Genomic DNA, 16,292 nt, shown 5'->3' on the forward strand with positions numbered 1-16,292 from the left:
CGCCTAGAAGGGTCCCCGGCCGAATCCGCCGCCGGCCCTTCCGCCGCCGCCGCTCCTGCCCGGCAGCTGGCCCGAGCCAGTGCCCTGCGGCGCCTGGGCGCCCGCGGCCAGTCCGGTGATGACCTGATCGCCCTCGCGCAGGTCGCCCTCCACCTCCGTGTACGTGCCGTCCGTCACGCCCGGCTTCACGCGCACGGGCCGGGGCCGCCCCTCGCGCAGGACGAACACCGTCTTGGTGCCGGGCTCGGGCTTCTCCGCCGCTCCCGCGCCTCCCGTGCCGGTGGCGGTGCCCTCGGCGCCGGGACGCGCGCGCGCGGTGCCCTCGGGGGGCGCGGGAGGACGGAAGCGCAGCGCCGCGTTGGGCACGGTGACGACGTCGTCCCGGTGCGCGGTGATGAAGGTGACGTTGGCCGTCATGCCCGGCTTGAGCTTCAGCTCCGGGTTCTCCACGTCGATGACGGCGTCGTAGGTGACGACGTTCTGCACCGTCTGGGAGGCGTTGCGGATCTGCCGGATCTTGCCCTCGAAGCTGACCCCGGGCCAGGCATCCACCGTGAAGGTGGCGCGCATGCCGTCCACCAGGCGGCCCACGTCGGACTCGGCGACGCTGGTGTTCACCTGCATCTTGCGCAGGTCCTCGGCGATGGTGAACAGGGTGGGGGCCTGCAGCGAGGCCGCCACCGTCTGGCCCACGTCCACGCTGCGCGAGATGACGATGCCGTCCGTGGGAGACACGATGGTGGCGTAGCGCAGGTTCACCTCCGCCTCGTTGAGCGCCGCCTGGGCCTGTGCCAGCGAGGCCTCGGACGAGGTCACCTGGGCCTGGGCCGACTGGGCCGTGGCCTCCGCGGTGTCCAGCTCCGCCTGGGCGATGAACTGCTGGTCTCGCAGGGTCCGGGCGCGGTCGGCCTGGCGGCGGGAGTTCTCCGCCTCCACACGCGCCCGCTGCACGTTGGCCCGAGCGGCCGTGAGATTGGCCCTGGCCCGCTCGACCGCCGCCTGAAGGAGCTGCGGGTCGATGCGGGCAATCACCTGGCCCTTCTTCACCGGCGAGTTGTAGTCGACGAGGATCTCCTGGATGCGGCCGGAGACCTGGCTTCCCACCTGCACGGTGACCAGGGCGGACACGGTGCCAGTCGCCGTCACGCGCGACTCCACGTCGCGCCGCTGCGCCGCCGCCGTCTCGAAGTTGGCGGCCGGATCCTTCGCCTTGGGCTGGGCCAGCCACACGCCCGCGCCCACCACCGCGGCGATGATCAGCAACCACAATCCCCACCGCCTGGGCATGCGCCAGCGCCGTGCCGGCTCGGCCGACACGGGCAGGGGCTTGATGGGGGTGGACATCTCCTCGCGTCGCTGCGACTCGCTCGTGGACTTCATGTCCGGAGATCTAGGCGTCGCGATGTTTCGGTGAATCTCGTCTTTGTTACGAAATATGACGGGCAGCCCTCGCCTGCCCGGTCGCCTGCCCTGACCCGGGAGCGGCGGGGAGATTGACGCGAGCGGTCGTTCCCAGACCGGGCTGGCTCTCGAGCGTGAGCGTGCCTCCGTGGGCGACGACGATGCGGCGGGCGAGGGCGAGTCCCAGCCCCACGCCTCCCGTCTTCCGCGCGCGGCTGCGGTCACTGCGGAAGAAGGGGGTGAAGAGGTGCGGCAGGTCGTTCGCGTCGATGCCGATGCCCTCGTCGCGCACCTCCACCTGGAGGCCGTCCGCGGTGCACCGGGCGTGCAGCCGCACGGTGGTGTGGGGCTCGGAGTACTTGCCGGCGTTGTCCAGCAGGTTGTCGATGGCTCGGCGTAGCAACACGGGGTCGGCCTCCAGCGCGGGCAGGGTGCCATCCACGTGCACCTCGAGGCGGTGCTCGGGCCGGGCGGAGCGGAAGCGCGCGGCGGCCTTGTCCACCAGCGTCTGGGCCTCTACGTGCTCGCGACGCAGGGGAGGAGTGGCACCGGGAGTCTGCCCGGTGGCCAGGTCGAGGCGGGCGGCGGTGAGGATGTCGGACACCAGGCGCTCCAGCTCGGAGAGGTCCTCGGCGATGTCGGAGAGGGACTCGCGGGCCAGGGCGGCGTCACCCTCGCTGGCCAGGTCCAGGGCGACGCGGATGCGGGCCAGGGGCGTGCGCAGCTCGTGGGAGACGTTGGCCAGCAGCTCCTTCTGGGAGCGCAGGAGAAGGGTGATGCGCTCGGCCATCTCGTCGAAGGCCTCGGCCACCTGGCCCATCTCGTCGCGGCGGCGCAGGCCGGTGCGCACGTCGAGCATGCCGGCACCGAAGGCGCGAGCCACCTCGGCCAGCCGCTGCAGGGGCACGGCGAGGCTGCGGGCGAAGACGAGCGAGGTGATGGCCGTGCACCCGAGCGCCAGGGCAATGGGCACCACGGGGCTGGGGGGAGGCTGGGGTGGTGGGGGGAGCTCCACCACGGCGTAGGCCTCCATCGGACCGGTTTCGGGGATGGCCACGTACATGGCGGGCGGAGGACCGGTGCCGCGTTTCATCACGCGCTCGGTCTCGAGCCGTTGGAACTTCTCGGCGGAGATGGGAGCGAGAGGGGGCGAGATGTTGGTGGCGAAGACGCGGCCATCCACGGTGCGCATCGTCACCTTCACTCCGAGCCGTTGGCGAACCCGGTTGAGCGCCCCCTGGAGCTCCTCGGGTCGATCCCGGAGCGAGGCCCACTCGGAGACGTTGTAGGTGCTGGTTCGTTCGAAGGTCTCGCGAAATGAGTCTTCTCGTGTGTAGCGGCGGACGGTGGTGAGCGCGAAGAAGACGAGCAGGAGCTGGGCGATGCCCACCAGGTAGATGCGCCACAGCAGGCGGCTGGGGAAGCGGGGACGCCGGATGTTCAAGGCTCGTCCCCCGTGGCGAGCAGGTAGCCGGCGCCGCGCACCGTCTTAAGGAGCCTGGGGTTGCGCGGGTCTTCTTCGATCTTCTGGCGGATGCGGAAGATGTGGACGTCGACGGAGCGGTCGAAGACCTCCTCGGCGTTGCCCTTGACGAGGTCGAGCAGCTGCTCGCGGCCGAGGACGCGGCCGGCGCGCTCGGCCAGGACGCGCAGCAAGCCGAACTCGTACGTGGTGAGGGACAGCGCCTTGCCATCGAGCGTGGCGCTCATGTTCCCGGGATCCAGGGCCAGCTTGCCGACCTGGATGGGCTGGGAGGAGGGCCCGGCGCGACCCCGGGCCCGGCGCACCTGGGCGCGGATGCGCGCGAGCAGCTCGCGGGAGGAGTAGGGCTTGGAGAGGTAGTCGTCGGCGCCGGTCTCCAGGCCGAGCACGCGGTCGGCCTCCTCGCCGCGAGCGGTCACGATGATGATGGGGACGTTGCTGCGCGTGCGCAGCTCGCGGCAGACCTCCACCCCATCGCGCCCCGGGAGCATGAGGTCCAGGAGGACGACATCATAGGTGTGGCGGTTGGCCTCGGTGAGGCCCTCGGGGCCGGTGCGGGCCACGGTGACGAGGATGCCGTGCTCCTGGAGGTAGCGGCTGGTGAGACGGGCCAGTCGCTCGTCGTCCTCTACCAGCAGCACCTGGATGGTGCCCTCGTCCGTGGTTGTAGGTGTCGTCGGGTCCACGCGTGTCTCTCCTCCCCCCGTGCCCTCCACCCCTGGGGTCACACGATGAAGATACAGCCGGACGGGAGACGAGGCGTTCGAGGTTCTCGCCAGGCTGCTCGTAGAGGGAGCCGCTCCCGATGGGGCGGTGCATCAAGGAAATATTCTGTCACGAATGTGCAAGGTCCAGGTCACGAAGACCTCCGGGTCTCTCTCTATAGTTCGCGCCATGTTCATGACTCCATTCGTAATGAGTGCTGTCCTGAGCGCGTCGCCGGCCACGCAGAAGCCCAAGGCCCCGATCCCTCCCAGGGTCGTGACCTTCGAGGGGGCGTGCGACGCATCAGGTGCCGTGGTGCGGGGCGATGGGTCGTTCACCGTCGCCGATGACGAGGACAACGTCATCCGTGTCTACGACGGGAAGACGGGAGGCCGCCCGGTCTCCACCGTCGACCTGTCCGCGGGGCTGGAGCTTCCCGCGGGGAAGAAGAAGGCGCCCGAGGCGGACATCGAGGCCGCGACGGAGCTTCCTCCACTCTCCTTCTGGCTGAGCTCCCATGGGCGCAAGAGCTCCGGGAAGCTGGACGCCAACCGCTTCCGCTTCTTCGCGACCCGCGCCTCCGAGGATGGAAAGACCCTCGTGTTCGAGGGAAAGCCCTACACACGGCTGCTCGAGGACCTGCTCGCGGCTCCCCAGCTCGCGCCATTCGGCCTCGCCTCGGCCTCCACGCGCGCCCCGAAGGAGGAGGGCGGTCTCAACATCGAGGGCATGACGGCGATGGCGGATGGGAAGACCCTCCTGATCGGCTTCCGCAATCCGTTGCCCCAGGGCAAGGCCCTCACCGTCGAGCTGCTGAACCCCACGGAGCTGCCGCAGGGGAAGTCCGCGCGTCTGGGCGCCGCGCGGCTGTTGGACCTGGGGGGATTGGGGATTCGCGCCATCTCCCGGTGGCGGGGCCGGTACCTCTTCATCGGAGGCCCCATCGCCGGGGAGGGCACCTCCCGCCTGTTCACCTGGGAGGGCAAGGCGGAACAGCCCTCGGTGGTGGACGGCATCGACCTCACCGGCTTCAATCCCGAGGCCTTCGCCACGTTCGAGGACAAGGAGGAGATCCTCCTGCTCAGCGATGACGGAAGCCGTCTCATCGATGGGGTCGAGTGCAAGCGGCTGCAGGAGCCCTCGAAGAAGCGCTTCCGTGGCGTCTGGGTCCGGTTGCCCGCGAAGCCCTGAGTGCCCGCGCGGCTCCGGGTGGCATCTCCACTCAGGAGTGCTCCAGGACCACACCCTCGATGACGTGGGCGACATCGAGGCACTTGTCAGTGGCGGTCTCGATGAGGTCGTAGATCTCCTTCCACTTGATGATGGTGAGGGGGTCCACGCCGCTCTTGAAGAGCTGCCCCTTGCCCGAGCGCAGCAGCTCGTCCGCCTGCGTCTCCAGCCGCTTGATGGCCTTGCAGCCGGAGAGGATCCGCTCCGGCTGCTTGATGAGCCGCAGCATCGCCACCACCTCGCGGATCTTCTCCGTGCACAGCACCAGCACCCGCGACAGCTCGGTGGCCTCCGGCAGGCTCGATTGAATCTCGTAATAGTGGAGCCGGGCCGCCGCGGCGTTGGTGAAGTCCAGCACCTCGTCGATGCGCGACAGCAGCGAGTGGATCTGCGTCCGGTCGAACGGGGTGATGAACTGCTGGTGCAGCCGCGTGAAGGCGGTGTGTGTCACCGAGTCGCCCTTATGCTCCACCTCCTTGAGCGCCTGGACGCGGGCGGCCACGTCCCGGTAGTCGCTCAGCAGCGCGTGCAGCATCTGCGCGCCCTGCACGGTCACGGCGCACTGGGCGTCGAAGTCGTCGAAGAACTCGTCGGACCTGGGCATCAGCTTCTCGAGCATGGTCTCTCTCCTGTTCAGACGATGGGTCATCCCGGATCGATGGAGGCGCTCCGGACTCCCGGCAATGCGCCGCGCAGCCGCTCGAGCAGTTCGAAACCGTCCGTCCGCTCCGGGACGGAGAGCTCGACGACCGCCGTACCCGCCTGGGTCGTGGGCGCCTGCTCGAGCGTGAGGACGCGGACGCCCGGGTGCAGCGCTCGCAGCGGCGGGAGGGCCGCGCCCAGGTCCTCCACGTCCAGTGACAGCTTCACCCACTGGGCGCGGCGCTGTGCCGTCGCGTCCAGGGCCAGCAGCACGGCGCCGAAGAAGCCCGTCGCGCAGCCGGCGACCTGGAAGGCCCCCAGCCCGCAGGCCATGCCCACGCCGATCATCACGAACATGACCGCCGCGTCCCGCGGGTCCTTGATGCCCGAGCGGAAGCGGATGAAGCCGCCGAGGCCCACCAGGCCGAAGGCCCGGGACATGCTGTCACCGATGACCGTCGTCATCACCGCTCCAGCCACGGCGATCAACACCTGGGTGTGGATGGTCTCCTGGGCCATCACCGGCGTGTTCGGCATCCACCTGCGCCAGGGCCGGTAGGCCAGGACGGCGCCGAGCAGCAGGGACAGGCCGAAGCGCAGCAGCACGTCGAGGACGGGCAGCACATGGGGGCTGACGGAGGTGGCTTGCGTCAGGGCATCAGGCGGAGGCATTGCGTAACTCCTGGGTGTGGTCCGCCGCGGCCCGGGCAGCCTGGCGCAGCAGTGCGAAATCATGGGGGTGGCTCTCCAGCAATCGCTCGATGAGCGCCCGTCCCCGGGGGGTCATGGCCAGCAGGGGACCCAGGCTCTTCACCGTGGCGGCGGGCCAGGTGTCCGCCAGCGCCGTGCGCAGCTTCCACGCCGTGGCGCCCTCCAGGCCCACGAACGAGTCCAGCGCTTCCTCGCACTGCACGCCGAAGGACTCGCGCAGCGCCCAGGCGCGGGGATGGTCCAGGCCATTCAGGGTTCCGAGCACCGCCCGGGGAGCGCGCGCCACGTGCTGCTCGCGCATCTCCCAGGCGCGCTCGCCGTCGATTCCGTCCAGCGTGCGCAGCACGGCATCCGGTGCCGCCTCCCAGGCGCGCTCGCGCCAGTCCCAGGCCCGCGCGTCATCGAGTCCCCGGATGGAACGGCACGCGGTGCGCGCCACCCGCTCCAGGCCGAGCGCCGCCTCCCCGCCCATGTCCGACAGCCAGCGCCCCCGCTCCTTCCAGGCGCGCTCGCTCCCGAGCCCCGCCAGCGAGGTGACCACCTGCTCCGCCGCGGCGAAGTAGAGGCGCTCGCGCAGCGCCCAGGCCTTCTCCGAGTCGAGCCCCGACAGGGAGTCCGCGACGGCCTCGGGCTTGCGCGTCTCCCACCGCTCGCGCAGCGCCCAGGCCTCCGGCGTCTCCGCGGCCAGCTCCTTCAGCGAGCCGAGCACCTGCACCGGCGCCGCTTCCTCCAGCTGCCCGCGCAGGTTCCACGCGTGCGCGTCCGTGAGCCCGGACAGGCCGTAGGCGATGACCTCGGGGAACCGCCCGGCCAGGCGCGTCTGGCGCTCCTCGATGTCCGGACCCTCCAGGCCCGAGAGGAACCAGGCCGCGAGCTGCGGCTCCTCGTCCATCCAGGCATCCACCCGCGCGAGGAAGCGCGCACGGGCCTCCGCCAGCGAGTGGATGGACGGCGCCGGACGGGCGCGCGTGGGAAGGGACATGAGGGGCTCGCCGCTCTTGAGGTGCAGCACGTGCTGCACCAGCAGGGCCACGAGCGTGTCGAGTGGCACGTCCGCGTTCTCGATGAGGCTCCACTGCTCGGGGGACTCCGCCGCGAGGGCCCGGTAACCCGCGCGCAGCCGTGCCTGCATTCCCACGCCGGCCAGTCCCTTCCGGGAGGAGGCACCCTGCGGTGGCGCGAGCAGCTTGGAGATGCGGCGGCGGGCGCGGGCGATCGCCGGGTCCACGTCGATGAGGAAGACGTGGTCCGGCCGCAGGCCCCGGGCGCAGGCGTCCAGGACGGGCCGCACCTCGTGCTCCGGGAGCCCCCGCCCCCAGCGGGCGAGCACCTCCGCGGTGTAGAGGAAGCGGTCCGCGATGACGATCTCGTACTCGGCCAGCGCGGGGCGCGTCACCTCCTCCAGCAACTGCGTCTCGCGAGCGGTGTAGAGCAGCAGCTCGGCCATGGGGGTGAGCGCGAGGTTGCGGGGGTTCTTGGTGAAGAGCCGCAGCCCCTCGGATACCGGGGAAGCCAGCTTGCCGTCCTCGCGGACGTGACGCACGCGCAGCCCCGCCCGGCGCAGCTCGCGCGCCACGCGGTTGGACAGCGTCGTCTTGCCAGAGCCATCGATTCCTTCGAATACGATCAACATCAGAAGCTCACCTCCATCTGCAGCATCAGCGCCCGCCTCTCGGTGAGGCTCTTGTCGAGGGCCTTGAGCGTCGCCGGCACGGAGGCCTCCGCGCGGCGGCTCTCCACCTGCGCCTGCAACCGCCAGCGCCTCCACTGGCCGAAATTGAGTCCTCCCGCCGCCTCCCAGAGCAGGTCCTTCTGGAGCTGGAGGTCCGGGTCGAGCGCCGACAGCATCACGAAGGGCTCGACGTACAGCGCTCCCTTCGAGCCGCTCCCGATGCGCCAGGCGGTCAGGGCCCGCGCCGTGAGCAGCGGTCCCTCGGCGCCGATGAGCAGGTCCGAGCGCCCCACGAGCACCTCGGCCCAGGTGCGCAGCTCTCCCTGGCCGATGGGCAGCGCGTGCCTCGCGTCGAACCCCGCCGTCCAGTTGGACCACGTGTCGCTCGTGCTCGTCCCGGGCGGTTGCACCTGCGCGGAGGCGCCCAGCTCGAGCGTGTCCAGCACCGCCCACGTGCCGCGGATCGCCGGGATGAGACCGAGCCCGTTCTCCAGGGCGACGTCCTCGTTCTCGGCGGACTGCCATACCCCGGCCCGCAGTTTCAGCTCCCGGTCACAGCCGGTGCACTTCCACTCGAGCTGCGCGCCGAGCCGGCGGCCGGTGAGCCCCAGCCCGTCGGACAGCACATCCCGCCCCAGGCCCCGGCGCACGAGCGGGAGCCTCGACGTGGACTCGAGCTCCACGAGCGACAGGGGCACCTTGAACTGGCCGGCCCGGAGGGAGAACCCCTTGGAGAGCTTCAGCCAGGCGTAGGCGTCCTTCAGGCCGTCCGAGACGTCGAACTCCACCACGGCCCGCAGGCGCTTCTTCCATTGATAGGTGAGCTCGATGCGCGCGGCGGGAAGGGAGAGCTTCCCGGCCAGGGCCTCCTCGCCCTTGGCGTCGATCGCCTCGCGGACGGAGAGCCGGCCACCCACCTGCACCGAGCCGAACGCGGAGGGCAGTTGGATGCTCCCCTCGTTCTCCTGTTCGGTCGGAGGGGCCTCCTCGGGGGCCGCTGGGGGAGCCTCGGGAGCCACGGGGGCTTCCTGGGGTTCGGCTTCCTGTGCCCGGGCGGAGGACACGAGGAGCATCGCGGCGAGGGTGAGCCACCCGGTGGAGCGGCTGCGGCGGGCGGGGGGATGATGAGGGCTGTACACGGCCTGGGCTTCCTGGGGAATCACTGCGTGGAGGACGTGCTGGCGAGGCGCGCGCGCATGCCTTGTTCGAACTTCGAGCCGCGGGTCTCGAAGGGCTCCAGCCGCCAGAACAGCCCCTCCAGCCAGGAGGGGGTGCTTCCCCGCCACTTCACTTCCAGCAGGATGGCGGGGGCGCGCTCCAGCAGCCTCGAGGGGGTTGCCGGTTCGCCCAGGGAGCTCCGCTCCGGTGGGAGCGCGAAGACGAGATCCTCGTCCACGGTGATGCGCACGCCGGCATCGTGGGTCCTGTGCGTGCCGCGGCGGTACCAGGCCGTGACCCAGGGTCTCACCGGGGCGTGGGGCAGCTGTCGCAGGAGCTGGGCCGCCGCGCTCCCCTCGGGCGGGAGCCCACCCGAGAGCAGCGCCGCCGCTTCGTCCGCGGAGAGGGAGACACGGACCTTGGAGCGCCGTGCCCCGGTGTTCTTCTTCAGCTCGAGGAACCGGGCTCCGGACAGCACGGGCGGGAGGGCGAGGTCCGCCGTTCCCGCGTACTCCCGGAGCCGCAGCCGTTGTGCGTGCCCGGCCCGGCACGAGTCCAGGAAGTCCAATCCATCGGTATCGAAGTAGGTCGTCCGCGTGAAGGCGAACGGAAGACCGGAGTCGTACACGCAGGGCGTCGTCCAGCTCCGGATGTCCTTCAGGAATGCTTCCAGCGCCTCGCGCGAGGGTTGGAACTTCCTTTCGTGATCCAGCTCCGGTGCGGAGGACGACATGGGATGGGAGCTCGTGCGGGCCAGGGCGTTCATGGGGTCGTTCCGAAAGCGGCCCGGACCTCGTTCTGACGCCTGGCCGCGAAGCTCAGCAGGCCGCTCGTGCCGCTGAACGCGTCCTCGAATGCCTGGGCGTTGCTCACGAAGGTGTAGCCCGGCTGCTCCGCGTTCTCGCCCACCACCCAGGGGGTGATGAGCTCATGCGCCGCGCGCATCCGGGCCTGCAGCGAGTCCGGGGCGACCGGGCCCTGCACCGCCTCCAGCGCATACTTCTGATAGGTCGCCCGGTAGATGGGGTCATCCATCAGGAAGCGGATGAGCGGCCAGTTCGCGTCCACGGTGTCCTGCGTCAGCGACGTCGCCCGTCCCATGCCGCTGCTCATGGCCCGGTCATGGTCCCAGGTAATCCATTGCAGGCGCCCGCCCTGGTTCGGATCGGCATACAGGTAGTAGTTGTGGGACATGGCGCCGTAGGCGTCCCAGTTCTGCAGCACGGTGTTGACCGCGAGCCACTTCAGGAAGCCATCGACGTTGAGCTTCTCCTCGAGGCGTGCGCGCCAGGCCGCCGCGTCGGTGCGGTCGGAGTTGAGCACGGCGATGGTCTCCTCCACGGGTGCCCAGCCCAGCTCCTCGTTCTCTTGAATCTCGAAGGACTCCTGATCGAACGCCGCCAGGCGCGCGCCCGGGCCATCCGCCTCGTAGAGCGCTCCCTTGTGGCCACCGAAGGTGCGGTCGAGCAGCGACTCCGCCGGGTCTTCGTTGAGCGTGTAGAGGCCCCAGTACTGGGAGCCCTCTCCGTGGTCCACGTACAGGGCGACGAAGGAGGTGTGCCCGGCCGGCACTCCCAGCTCGCGGAAGACGTCCGTGGCCACCTTGTCGCGCATCAGCGACGTGTCTGCCGCGCCGTTGCCCAGGGACAGCTTGGTGAAGCCGTAGAAGCGCTGATCCTCGATCTCCGGGTGCTCGTCCTCGAACTTGTCGAAGTTGAACCGCAGCGGCAGCTTGCCCACCCCGCTGCGCCACGTCTGCGACAGCGAGGAGTTGCCCTTCATGCGCACGCCCACGTAGTTCCAGCTCTTGCCGTTGAAGTGCACCGTCGAGGGCACGTACACGGGCGTGTTGGGGATGATGTCCCCGCCACCGCCTCCACCGGGTCCGCCGCCGCCCGGAACGCCACCGCCATCCGGTGTGCCGCCACCCGGTCCACCTCCACCTCGTGGGGGCCGGCACAGGAGCTGAGGGCCAGCTGGCGTCTGGGTGCAGGTGCTGGTGAAGGTGCTGCCCTGGTAGGTGGCGGTGCAGGTGTCGCCCAACGCCTTGCCCTCACAGGGCTGCACGAGCTCGGGCGGGAACGTCATGCCACCGCCGCCGTCGGGGCTGCCGCCACCGCCACCACCGCCGCCAGGGCCCATCCCCCCGCCGGTTCCGAACTCGCCCAGCATGGCGGTCATGTCGTCCTGCATCGTCTTCCAGTCCTCTGGAGCGATGACGAGGTCGATCCGCTGCACCTTGTCCTGGGCGAAGACGACGTCGTAGGCGGGGGCGGCGTTCTTGCCGTGAGACTCCTCGCTCCAGCCTTCGGGCCGCTCGACGCCACCACATGCGGTGGTGAAGGCGAAGGCGAGCGTGGCGAGTGCTCCTAGACGCGTACTTCCTTGCATGGGGGGTCCTCTCGACAGGGGGGTTGTTTCCCGGCCAGCTCCCGGCTCCGGGCCGGCACTGGCGCTGCGAGTGGGTACCCTGATGGGTGTTCGTGACCTGTTCTTTACGTGTTTGTGACAGAATGTTTTGAACGGAAAACGGGAGAGCACCGGGTCTCTGATTTCAGACCCGGTGCCAGTCCTTTCGGTGTGAGTGGGTTCAGGGGGCGGCGGGGAGGGTGATGCGGGCCGTCGTTCCCAGGCTGGGCTGGCTCTCCAGGATGAGAGTGCCGCCATGGGCGACGACGATGCGGCGGGCGAGGACGAGTCCCAGCCCCACGCCCCCCGTCTTCCGCGCGCGGCTGCGGTCACTGCGGAAGAAGGGGGTGAAGAGGTGGGGCAGGTCGCTCGCGTCGATGCCGATGCCCTCGTCACGCACCTCCACCTGGAGGCCATGCTCCAAGGGACGGGCATGCAGCCGCACGGTAGAGTGGGGCTCGGAGTACTTGCCGGCGTTGTCCAGCAGGTTGTCGATGGCCCGGCGCAACAGCACCGGGTCGGCCTCCAGCACGGGCAGGGTGCCGTCCACGTGCACTTCCAGCCGGTGCTCGGGCCGGGCGGAGCGGAAGCGCGCGGCGGCCTTGTCCACCAGCGTCTGGGCCTCCACGTGCTCGCGGCGCAGGGGCGGGGTGGCACCGGGAGTCTGCCCGGTGGCCAGGTCGAGGCGAGCGGCGGTGAGGACGTCGGAGACCAGGCGCTCCAGCTCGGAGAGGTCCTCGGCGATGTCGGAGAGGGACTCACGGGCCAGGGTGGAGTCCCCCTCGCTGGCCAGGTCCAGGGCGACGCGGATGCGGGCCAGGGGCGTGCGCAGCTCGTGGGAGACGTTGGCCAGCAGCTCCTTCTGGGAGCGCAGCAGGAGGGTGATGCGTTCGGCCATCTCGTCGAAGGCCTCGGCCACCTGGCCCATCTCGTCGCGGCGGCGCAGGCCGGTGCGCACGTCGAGCATGCCGGCACCGAAGGTGCGAGCCACCTTGGCCAGCCGCTGCAGGGGCAGGGCGAGGCTGCGAGCGAAGACGAGCGAGGTGATGGCCGTGCACCCGAGCGCCAGGACGATGGGCATCACGGGGCTGGGGGGAGGTTGGGGGGGTGGTGGGTGCTCCACCATGGCGTAGGCCTCCATCGGACCGGTTTCGGGAATGGCCACGTACATGACGGGGGGCGGACCTTTGGCGCGTCTCACCACGCGCTCGGTCTCGAGCCGTTGGAGGTCCTCGGCGGAGAGGGGAGGGAGTGGACGCGAGGTATTGGCGGTGAGGACGCGGCCGTCGAGGGTTCGCATCGTCACCTTCATGCCGAGCCGTTGGCGAACCCGGTCCAGTGCTCCCTGGAGCTCCTCGGGTCTATCCCGGAGCGAGGCCCACTCGGAGACGTTGTAGGTGGTGGAGCGCTCGAGGGACTCGCGAAACGAGTCTTCCCGTGTGTAGCGGTGGAGGGTGGCGAGCGCGAAGGAGACGAGCAGGAGCTGGGCGATGCCCACCAGGTAGATGCGCCACAGCAGGCGGCTGGGGAAGCGGGGACGCCGGATGTTCAAGGCTCGTCCCCGGTGGCGAGCATGTAGCCCGCGCCGCGCACGGTCTTGAGGAGCCTGGGGTTGCGCGGGTCCTCTTCTATCTTCTGGCGGATGCGGAAGATGTGGACGTCGACGGAGCGGTCGAAGACCTCATCGGCGTTGCCCTTGACGAGGTCGAGGAGCTGCTCGCGGCTGAGGACGCGGCCGGCGCGCTCGGCCAGGACGCGCAGCAGGGCGAACTCGTACGTGGTGAGGGGGAGGACCCTGCCGTCGAGCGTGGCGCGCAGGCCGCGCGGATCCATCGCCAGCTTGCCGACCTGGATGGGCTGGGAGGAGGGCCCGACGCGACCGCGGGAGCGGCGCACCTGGGCGCGGATGCGCGCGAGCAGCTCGCGGGAGGAGTAGGGCTTGGAGAGGTAGTCGTCGGCACCGGTCTCCAGGCCGAGCACGCGGTCGGCCTCCTCACCGCGGGCGGTCACGATGATGATGGGGACATCGCTGCGCGTGCGCAGCTCGCGGCAGATCTCCATGCCGTCTCGCCCCGGGAGCATGAGGTCCAGGAGGATGACGTCATAGGCGTGGCGGCTGGCCTCGGTGAGGCCGTCGGGGCCGGTGCCGGCGATGGTGACGAGGATGCCGTGCTCCTGGAGGTAGCGGCTGGTGAGACGGGCCAGGCGCTCGTCGTCCTCCACCAGCAGCACCTGGATGATGCCCTCGTCCGTGGTGGCCTGTGTCGTCTGGTCCATGCCCGTGTTTCCTCGAAGAGCGACCCGGGGGCATGTAGAGGGGTTCGCGGTCTCGCTGCCCGTCCCTGAGCAGCCGAACGCATGCCCCCAGGTCGCGAGTGTGAAGGTGCCAGCGGGACATGTCCGGCGGGCTTCGGCCGTATGACGAAATATTTCCATGCGGTGAGAGGCCCACCGTGACGGGTCCCCTCGCAGGACCAATCGCGGCACTGGCCGGACGCAAAACGTCACTCGTCCCCGTGAATCCGGGCTCGTGCTCATGGGCTTTCCGAGGGAGCACGAGCAGGCGAGCAGGTGGCACGTCCTCTGCTTGGGCGCTCATCGCCACGCGGTCCATTCCATCGAGCCTCGAGCGGGTCATGCCCGCGGGGCGGGAGTGTGCCCTGGCGAAGCTGAACACCCTCGTGGAGGAGCGATGCTGAGAGACAGAAGAGGCGTGCGCGGAGTGCTGCTGTCCGCGCTGCTCGGGATGATGTTGACGACGGAGAGCGCCTGGGGCCTGCCGACGCGGCCCCGCGAGGTGGACTCGCGCGATGAGCTCGCCACGGGTCAGACCCATACGCTGAGGGTTCGCCCGGACGGCTCGGTGTGGTCCTGGGGCATGAACACCGAGGGGGCGCTCGGAAACGGGACGTACCTGGACGTGCCACGGCCGGCGCCGGTGCCTGGACTCGAGGGCGTGGTGTCCGTCGCCGTGGGCCAGGGCTACTCCGTGGCCCTCGGCCGGGACGGTACGGTGTGGACCTGGGGCGCCAACAACACGGGCACGCTCGGAGATGGCTCGACCCTGGGGCGCCCCACGCCGGGGCAGGTGCCGGGTCTCCTGGATGTGACGTCCCTGTCGTCCGGCTGGTCCCATGTCCTGGTGGTGCGCGCGGACGGCACCGTGTGGGGCTGGGGCGACAACGGCGAGGGGCAGCTCGGCAACTCGAACGGCGGCACGTGGCGGGTGCCAGTGCAGGTGCCGGGTCTCACGGGCGTGGTGGCGACTTCGGGCGGACAGTCGCACTCGCTGGCGCTGCGTGAGGATGGCACGGTGTGGGCCTGGGGTGGCAACTACGCGGGCCAACTCGGGGACGGGACGACGATGGCCCGGTCCGCGCCGGGGCAGGTGCCGGGTCTCACGGGCGTGGTGGCCATCTCGGCGGGCGCCTGGTACTCGCTGGCGCTGCGCGAGGATGGCTCCGTGTGGGGCTGGGGCTACGACGGCAACGGCAATCTCGGAGTCGGGTCGAAAGTGGTGAGCCGGCCTTCCCCCGTACAGGTGCCGGGTCTCACGGGCGTGGTGGCCATCTCGGCCGGCATCTTCCACTCCATGGCGCTGCGCGGGGATGGCACGGTGTGGACCTCTGGCGAGAACGCCCAGGGTCAGCTCGGGGATGGAACGAGCGAGGACCGCGACGTCCCCGCGCGAGTGGAGGGACTGCACGCGGTGCGGTCCATCGCGGCCGGTCCCACCCACAGCCTGGCGGTGCGCGCGGAGGGCTCCGTCTGGGGCTGGGGTGACAACACCCTGGGCCTGCTCGGAACGGGCTCGAATCGCCGGCTCGAGCCCAGGGCGGTGGTGGGGCTCACGGACGTGGTGGCCACCGCTGGGGGCGGACAGCACTCGATGGCGCTGCACGCGGATGGCACGGTGTGGACCTGGGGTGCGAACTCCAATGGCCAGCTCGGCTACGGCTCGGTGACGGTCTTCACCCGGTTCCACGTGGTGCCGGCGCGGGTGCCGGGACTCACGGACGTGGTGGCCGTCGCCGCCGGTAACTCCCACTCGTTGGCGCTGCGTGCGGACGGCACGGTGTGGGCCTGGGGCTACAACAGCTCCGGTCAGCTCGGGGATGGAACGAAGGTCGTCCGGCCCTCGCCGGTGCAGGTGCCGGGACTCATGGGCGTGGTGGCCATCGCCACCGGTGACACCCACTCGCTGGCGCTGCGCGAGGACGGCACGGTGTGGACCTGGGGCTATGGCTCGTCGCCCTCGCCGGTGCAGGTGCCGGGACTCACGGGCGTGAAGGCCATCGCCGGAGGGAGCGCCTGGTCGCTGGCGCTGCGCGAGGACGGCACGGTGTGGACGTGGTTCTGCTACGGACCCGTCACGCTGTCGGACGGGACGACGGTTCCCGTGCTCACGCCGGTGCGGGTGCCGGACCTCACGGGCGTGGTGTCCGTCGCGGCCAGCGGCCCCGCGGCGCTGGCGCTGCGCGAGGACGGCACGGTGTGGACCCGGGCTCCCAAATCCCTCACGTCCTCCCAGGTGCAGGGCCTCACGAACGTGGCGGTCATCGAGGGCGGGGGGTTCCACTCCCTGGCGGTGCGCGGAGACGGTACGGTCTGGGCCTGGGGTGGCAACGCCATGGGCCAGCTCGGTGATGGGACGCTGACGGAGCGGACCTCTCTGGTGCGGGTGTCGGAGCTCACGGGCGCGGTGGCCATCTCGGGTGGCCTCGAACACTCGCTGGCCGTGCGTGCGGATGGCACCCTGCGCGCCTGGGGTGGCAACCTCTATGGGCAGTTGGGGGATGGTGTGGGCCCCGTTCACTACACCCCCGCCCGGGTGCTGCTGCCCCGCTCCGGGCCGCACGGAGGCCACGCGGCCCCCTGAGC

At 70.5% G+C, this 16,292-nt stretch carries 13 protein-coding genes; 2 read left to right on the plus strand and 11 right to left on the minus strand.

Annotated elements, in window-relative coordinates:
* Positions 1 to 3 precede the first annotated feature (3 nt).
* The 3 genes from JRI60_RS08400 to JRI60_RS08410 are packed head-to-tail and all read right to left on the minus strand — an operon-like array spanning position 4 to position 3,525.
* Positions 4 to 1,380 (minus strand): efflux RND transporter periplasmic adaptor subunit, encoded by a 1,377-nt coding sequence (locus tag JRI60_RS08400; protein ID WP_204225326.1) that lies wholly within the window; start codon positions 1,378 to 1,380, stop codon positions 4 to 6.
* Positions 1,381 to 1,426: 46 nt separating this feature from the next.
* Positions 1,427 to 2,845 (minus strand): sensor histidine kinase, encoded by a 1,419-nt coding sequence (locus tag JRI60_RS08405; RefSeq protein WP_204225327.1) that lies wholly within the window; start codon positions 2,843 to 2,845, stop codon positions 1,427 to 1,429.
* Complete coding sequence (locus tag JRI60_RS08410) at positions 2,842 to 3,525, minus strand: response regulator transcription factor (protein ID WP_275439150.1); 684 nt, start codon at positions 3,523 to 3,525, stop codon at positions 2,842 to 2,844. The genes JRI60_RS08405 and JRI60_RS08410 overlap by 4 nt, the downstream gene beginning before the upstream one ends.
* 274 nt (positions 3,526 to 3,799) lie before the next feature.
* Here JRI60_RS08410 and JRI60_RS08415 point away from each other — a divergent pair, with 274 nt between their 5' ends.
* A complete protein-coding gene (locus JRI60_RS08415; protein WP_239470415.1) occupies positions 3,800 to 4,780 on the plus strand; it encodes a DUF3616 domain-containing protein in 981 nt (326 codons plus the stop codon).
* Between the two features lie 31 nt (positions 4,781 to 4,811).
* On the opposite strand, the gene JRI60_RS08420 is transcribed toward JRI60_RS08415, so the two are convergent.
* From JRI60_RS08420 to JRI60_RS08455, 8 genes are all read right to left on the minus strand, one after another.
* A complete protein-coding gene (locus tag JRI60_RS08420; RefSeq protein WP_204225330.1) occupies positions 4,812 to 5,438 on the minus strand; it encodes a DUF47 domain-containing protein in 627 nt (208 codons plus the stop codon).
* Between the two features lie 26 nt (positions 5,439 to 5,464).
* Positions 5,465 to 6,133: a DUF4956 domain-containing protein gene (locus tag JRI60_RS08425; protein ID WP_204225331.1), complete on the minus strand. Its 669-nt coding sequence runs from the start codon at positions 6,131 to 6,133 to the stop codon at positions 5,465 to 5,467.
* Positions 6,120 to 7,805, minus strand: coding sequence for a dTMP kinase (gene tmk / locus JRI60_RS08430; protein ID WP_204225332.1), 1,686 nt, complete (start codon positions 7,803 to 7,805; stop codon positions 6,120 to 6,122). Before tmk ends, JRI60_RS08425 begins: the two co-directional genes overlap by 14 nt.
* Entirely contained in the window at positions 7,805 to 8,983 is a 1,179-nt protein-coding gene (locus JRI60_RS08435; protein ID WP_204225333.1) for a porin, read from the minus strand. The genes tmk and JRI60_RS08435 overlap by 1 nt, the downstream gene beginning before the upstream one ends.
* A 20-nt stretch (positions 8,984 to 9,003) precedes the next feature.
* Positions 9,004 to 9,735, minus strand: coding sequence for a VTC domain-containing protein (locus JRI60_RS08440; protein WP_239470416.1), 732 nt, complete (start codon positions 9,733 to 9,735; stop codon positions 9,004 to 9,006).
* 29 nt (positions 9,736 to 9,764) lie between these two features.
* Complete coding sequence (locus JRI60_RS08445; protein ID WP_204225335.1) at positions 9,765 to 11,393, minus strand: CotH kinase family protein; 1,629 nt, start codon at positions 11,391 to 11,393, stop codon at positions 9,765 to 9,767.
* Between the two features lie 199 nt (positions 11,394 to 11,592).
* On the minus strand, positions 11,593 to 12,963 hold the full coding sequence (locus JRI60_RS08450; RefSeq protein WP_204225336.1) for a sensor histidine kinase: 1,371 nt from the start codon (positions 12,961 to 12,963) through the stop codon (positions 11,593 to 11,595).
* Entirely contained in the window at positions 12,960 to 13,688 is a 729-nt protein-coding gene (locus JRI60_RS08455) for a response regulator transcription factor (protein ID WP_204225337.1), read from the minus strand. Before JRI60_RS08455 ends, JRI60_RS08450 begins: the two co-directional genes overlap by 4 nt.
* Positions 13,689 to 14,103: 415 nt before the next feature.
* On the opposite strand from JRI60_RS08455, the gene JRI60_RS08460 reads away from it, so the two are divergent.
* Complete coding sequence (locus tag JRI60_RS08460) at positions 14,104 to 16,290, plus strand: RCC1-like domain-containing protein (RefSeq protein ID WP_239470417.1); 2,187 nt, start codon at positions 14,104 to 14,106, stop codon at positions 16,288 to 16,290.
* Positions 16,291 to 16,292: the final 2 nt, after the last annotated feature.

It is taken from the genome of Archangium violaceum (genome assembly GCF_016887565.1).
In the GTDB taxonomy this organism is placed as follows: domain Bacteria; phylum Myxococcota; class Myxococcia; order Myxococcales; family Myxococcaceae; genus Archangium; species Archangium violaceum_B.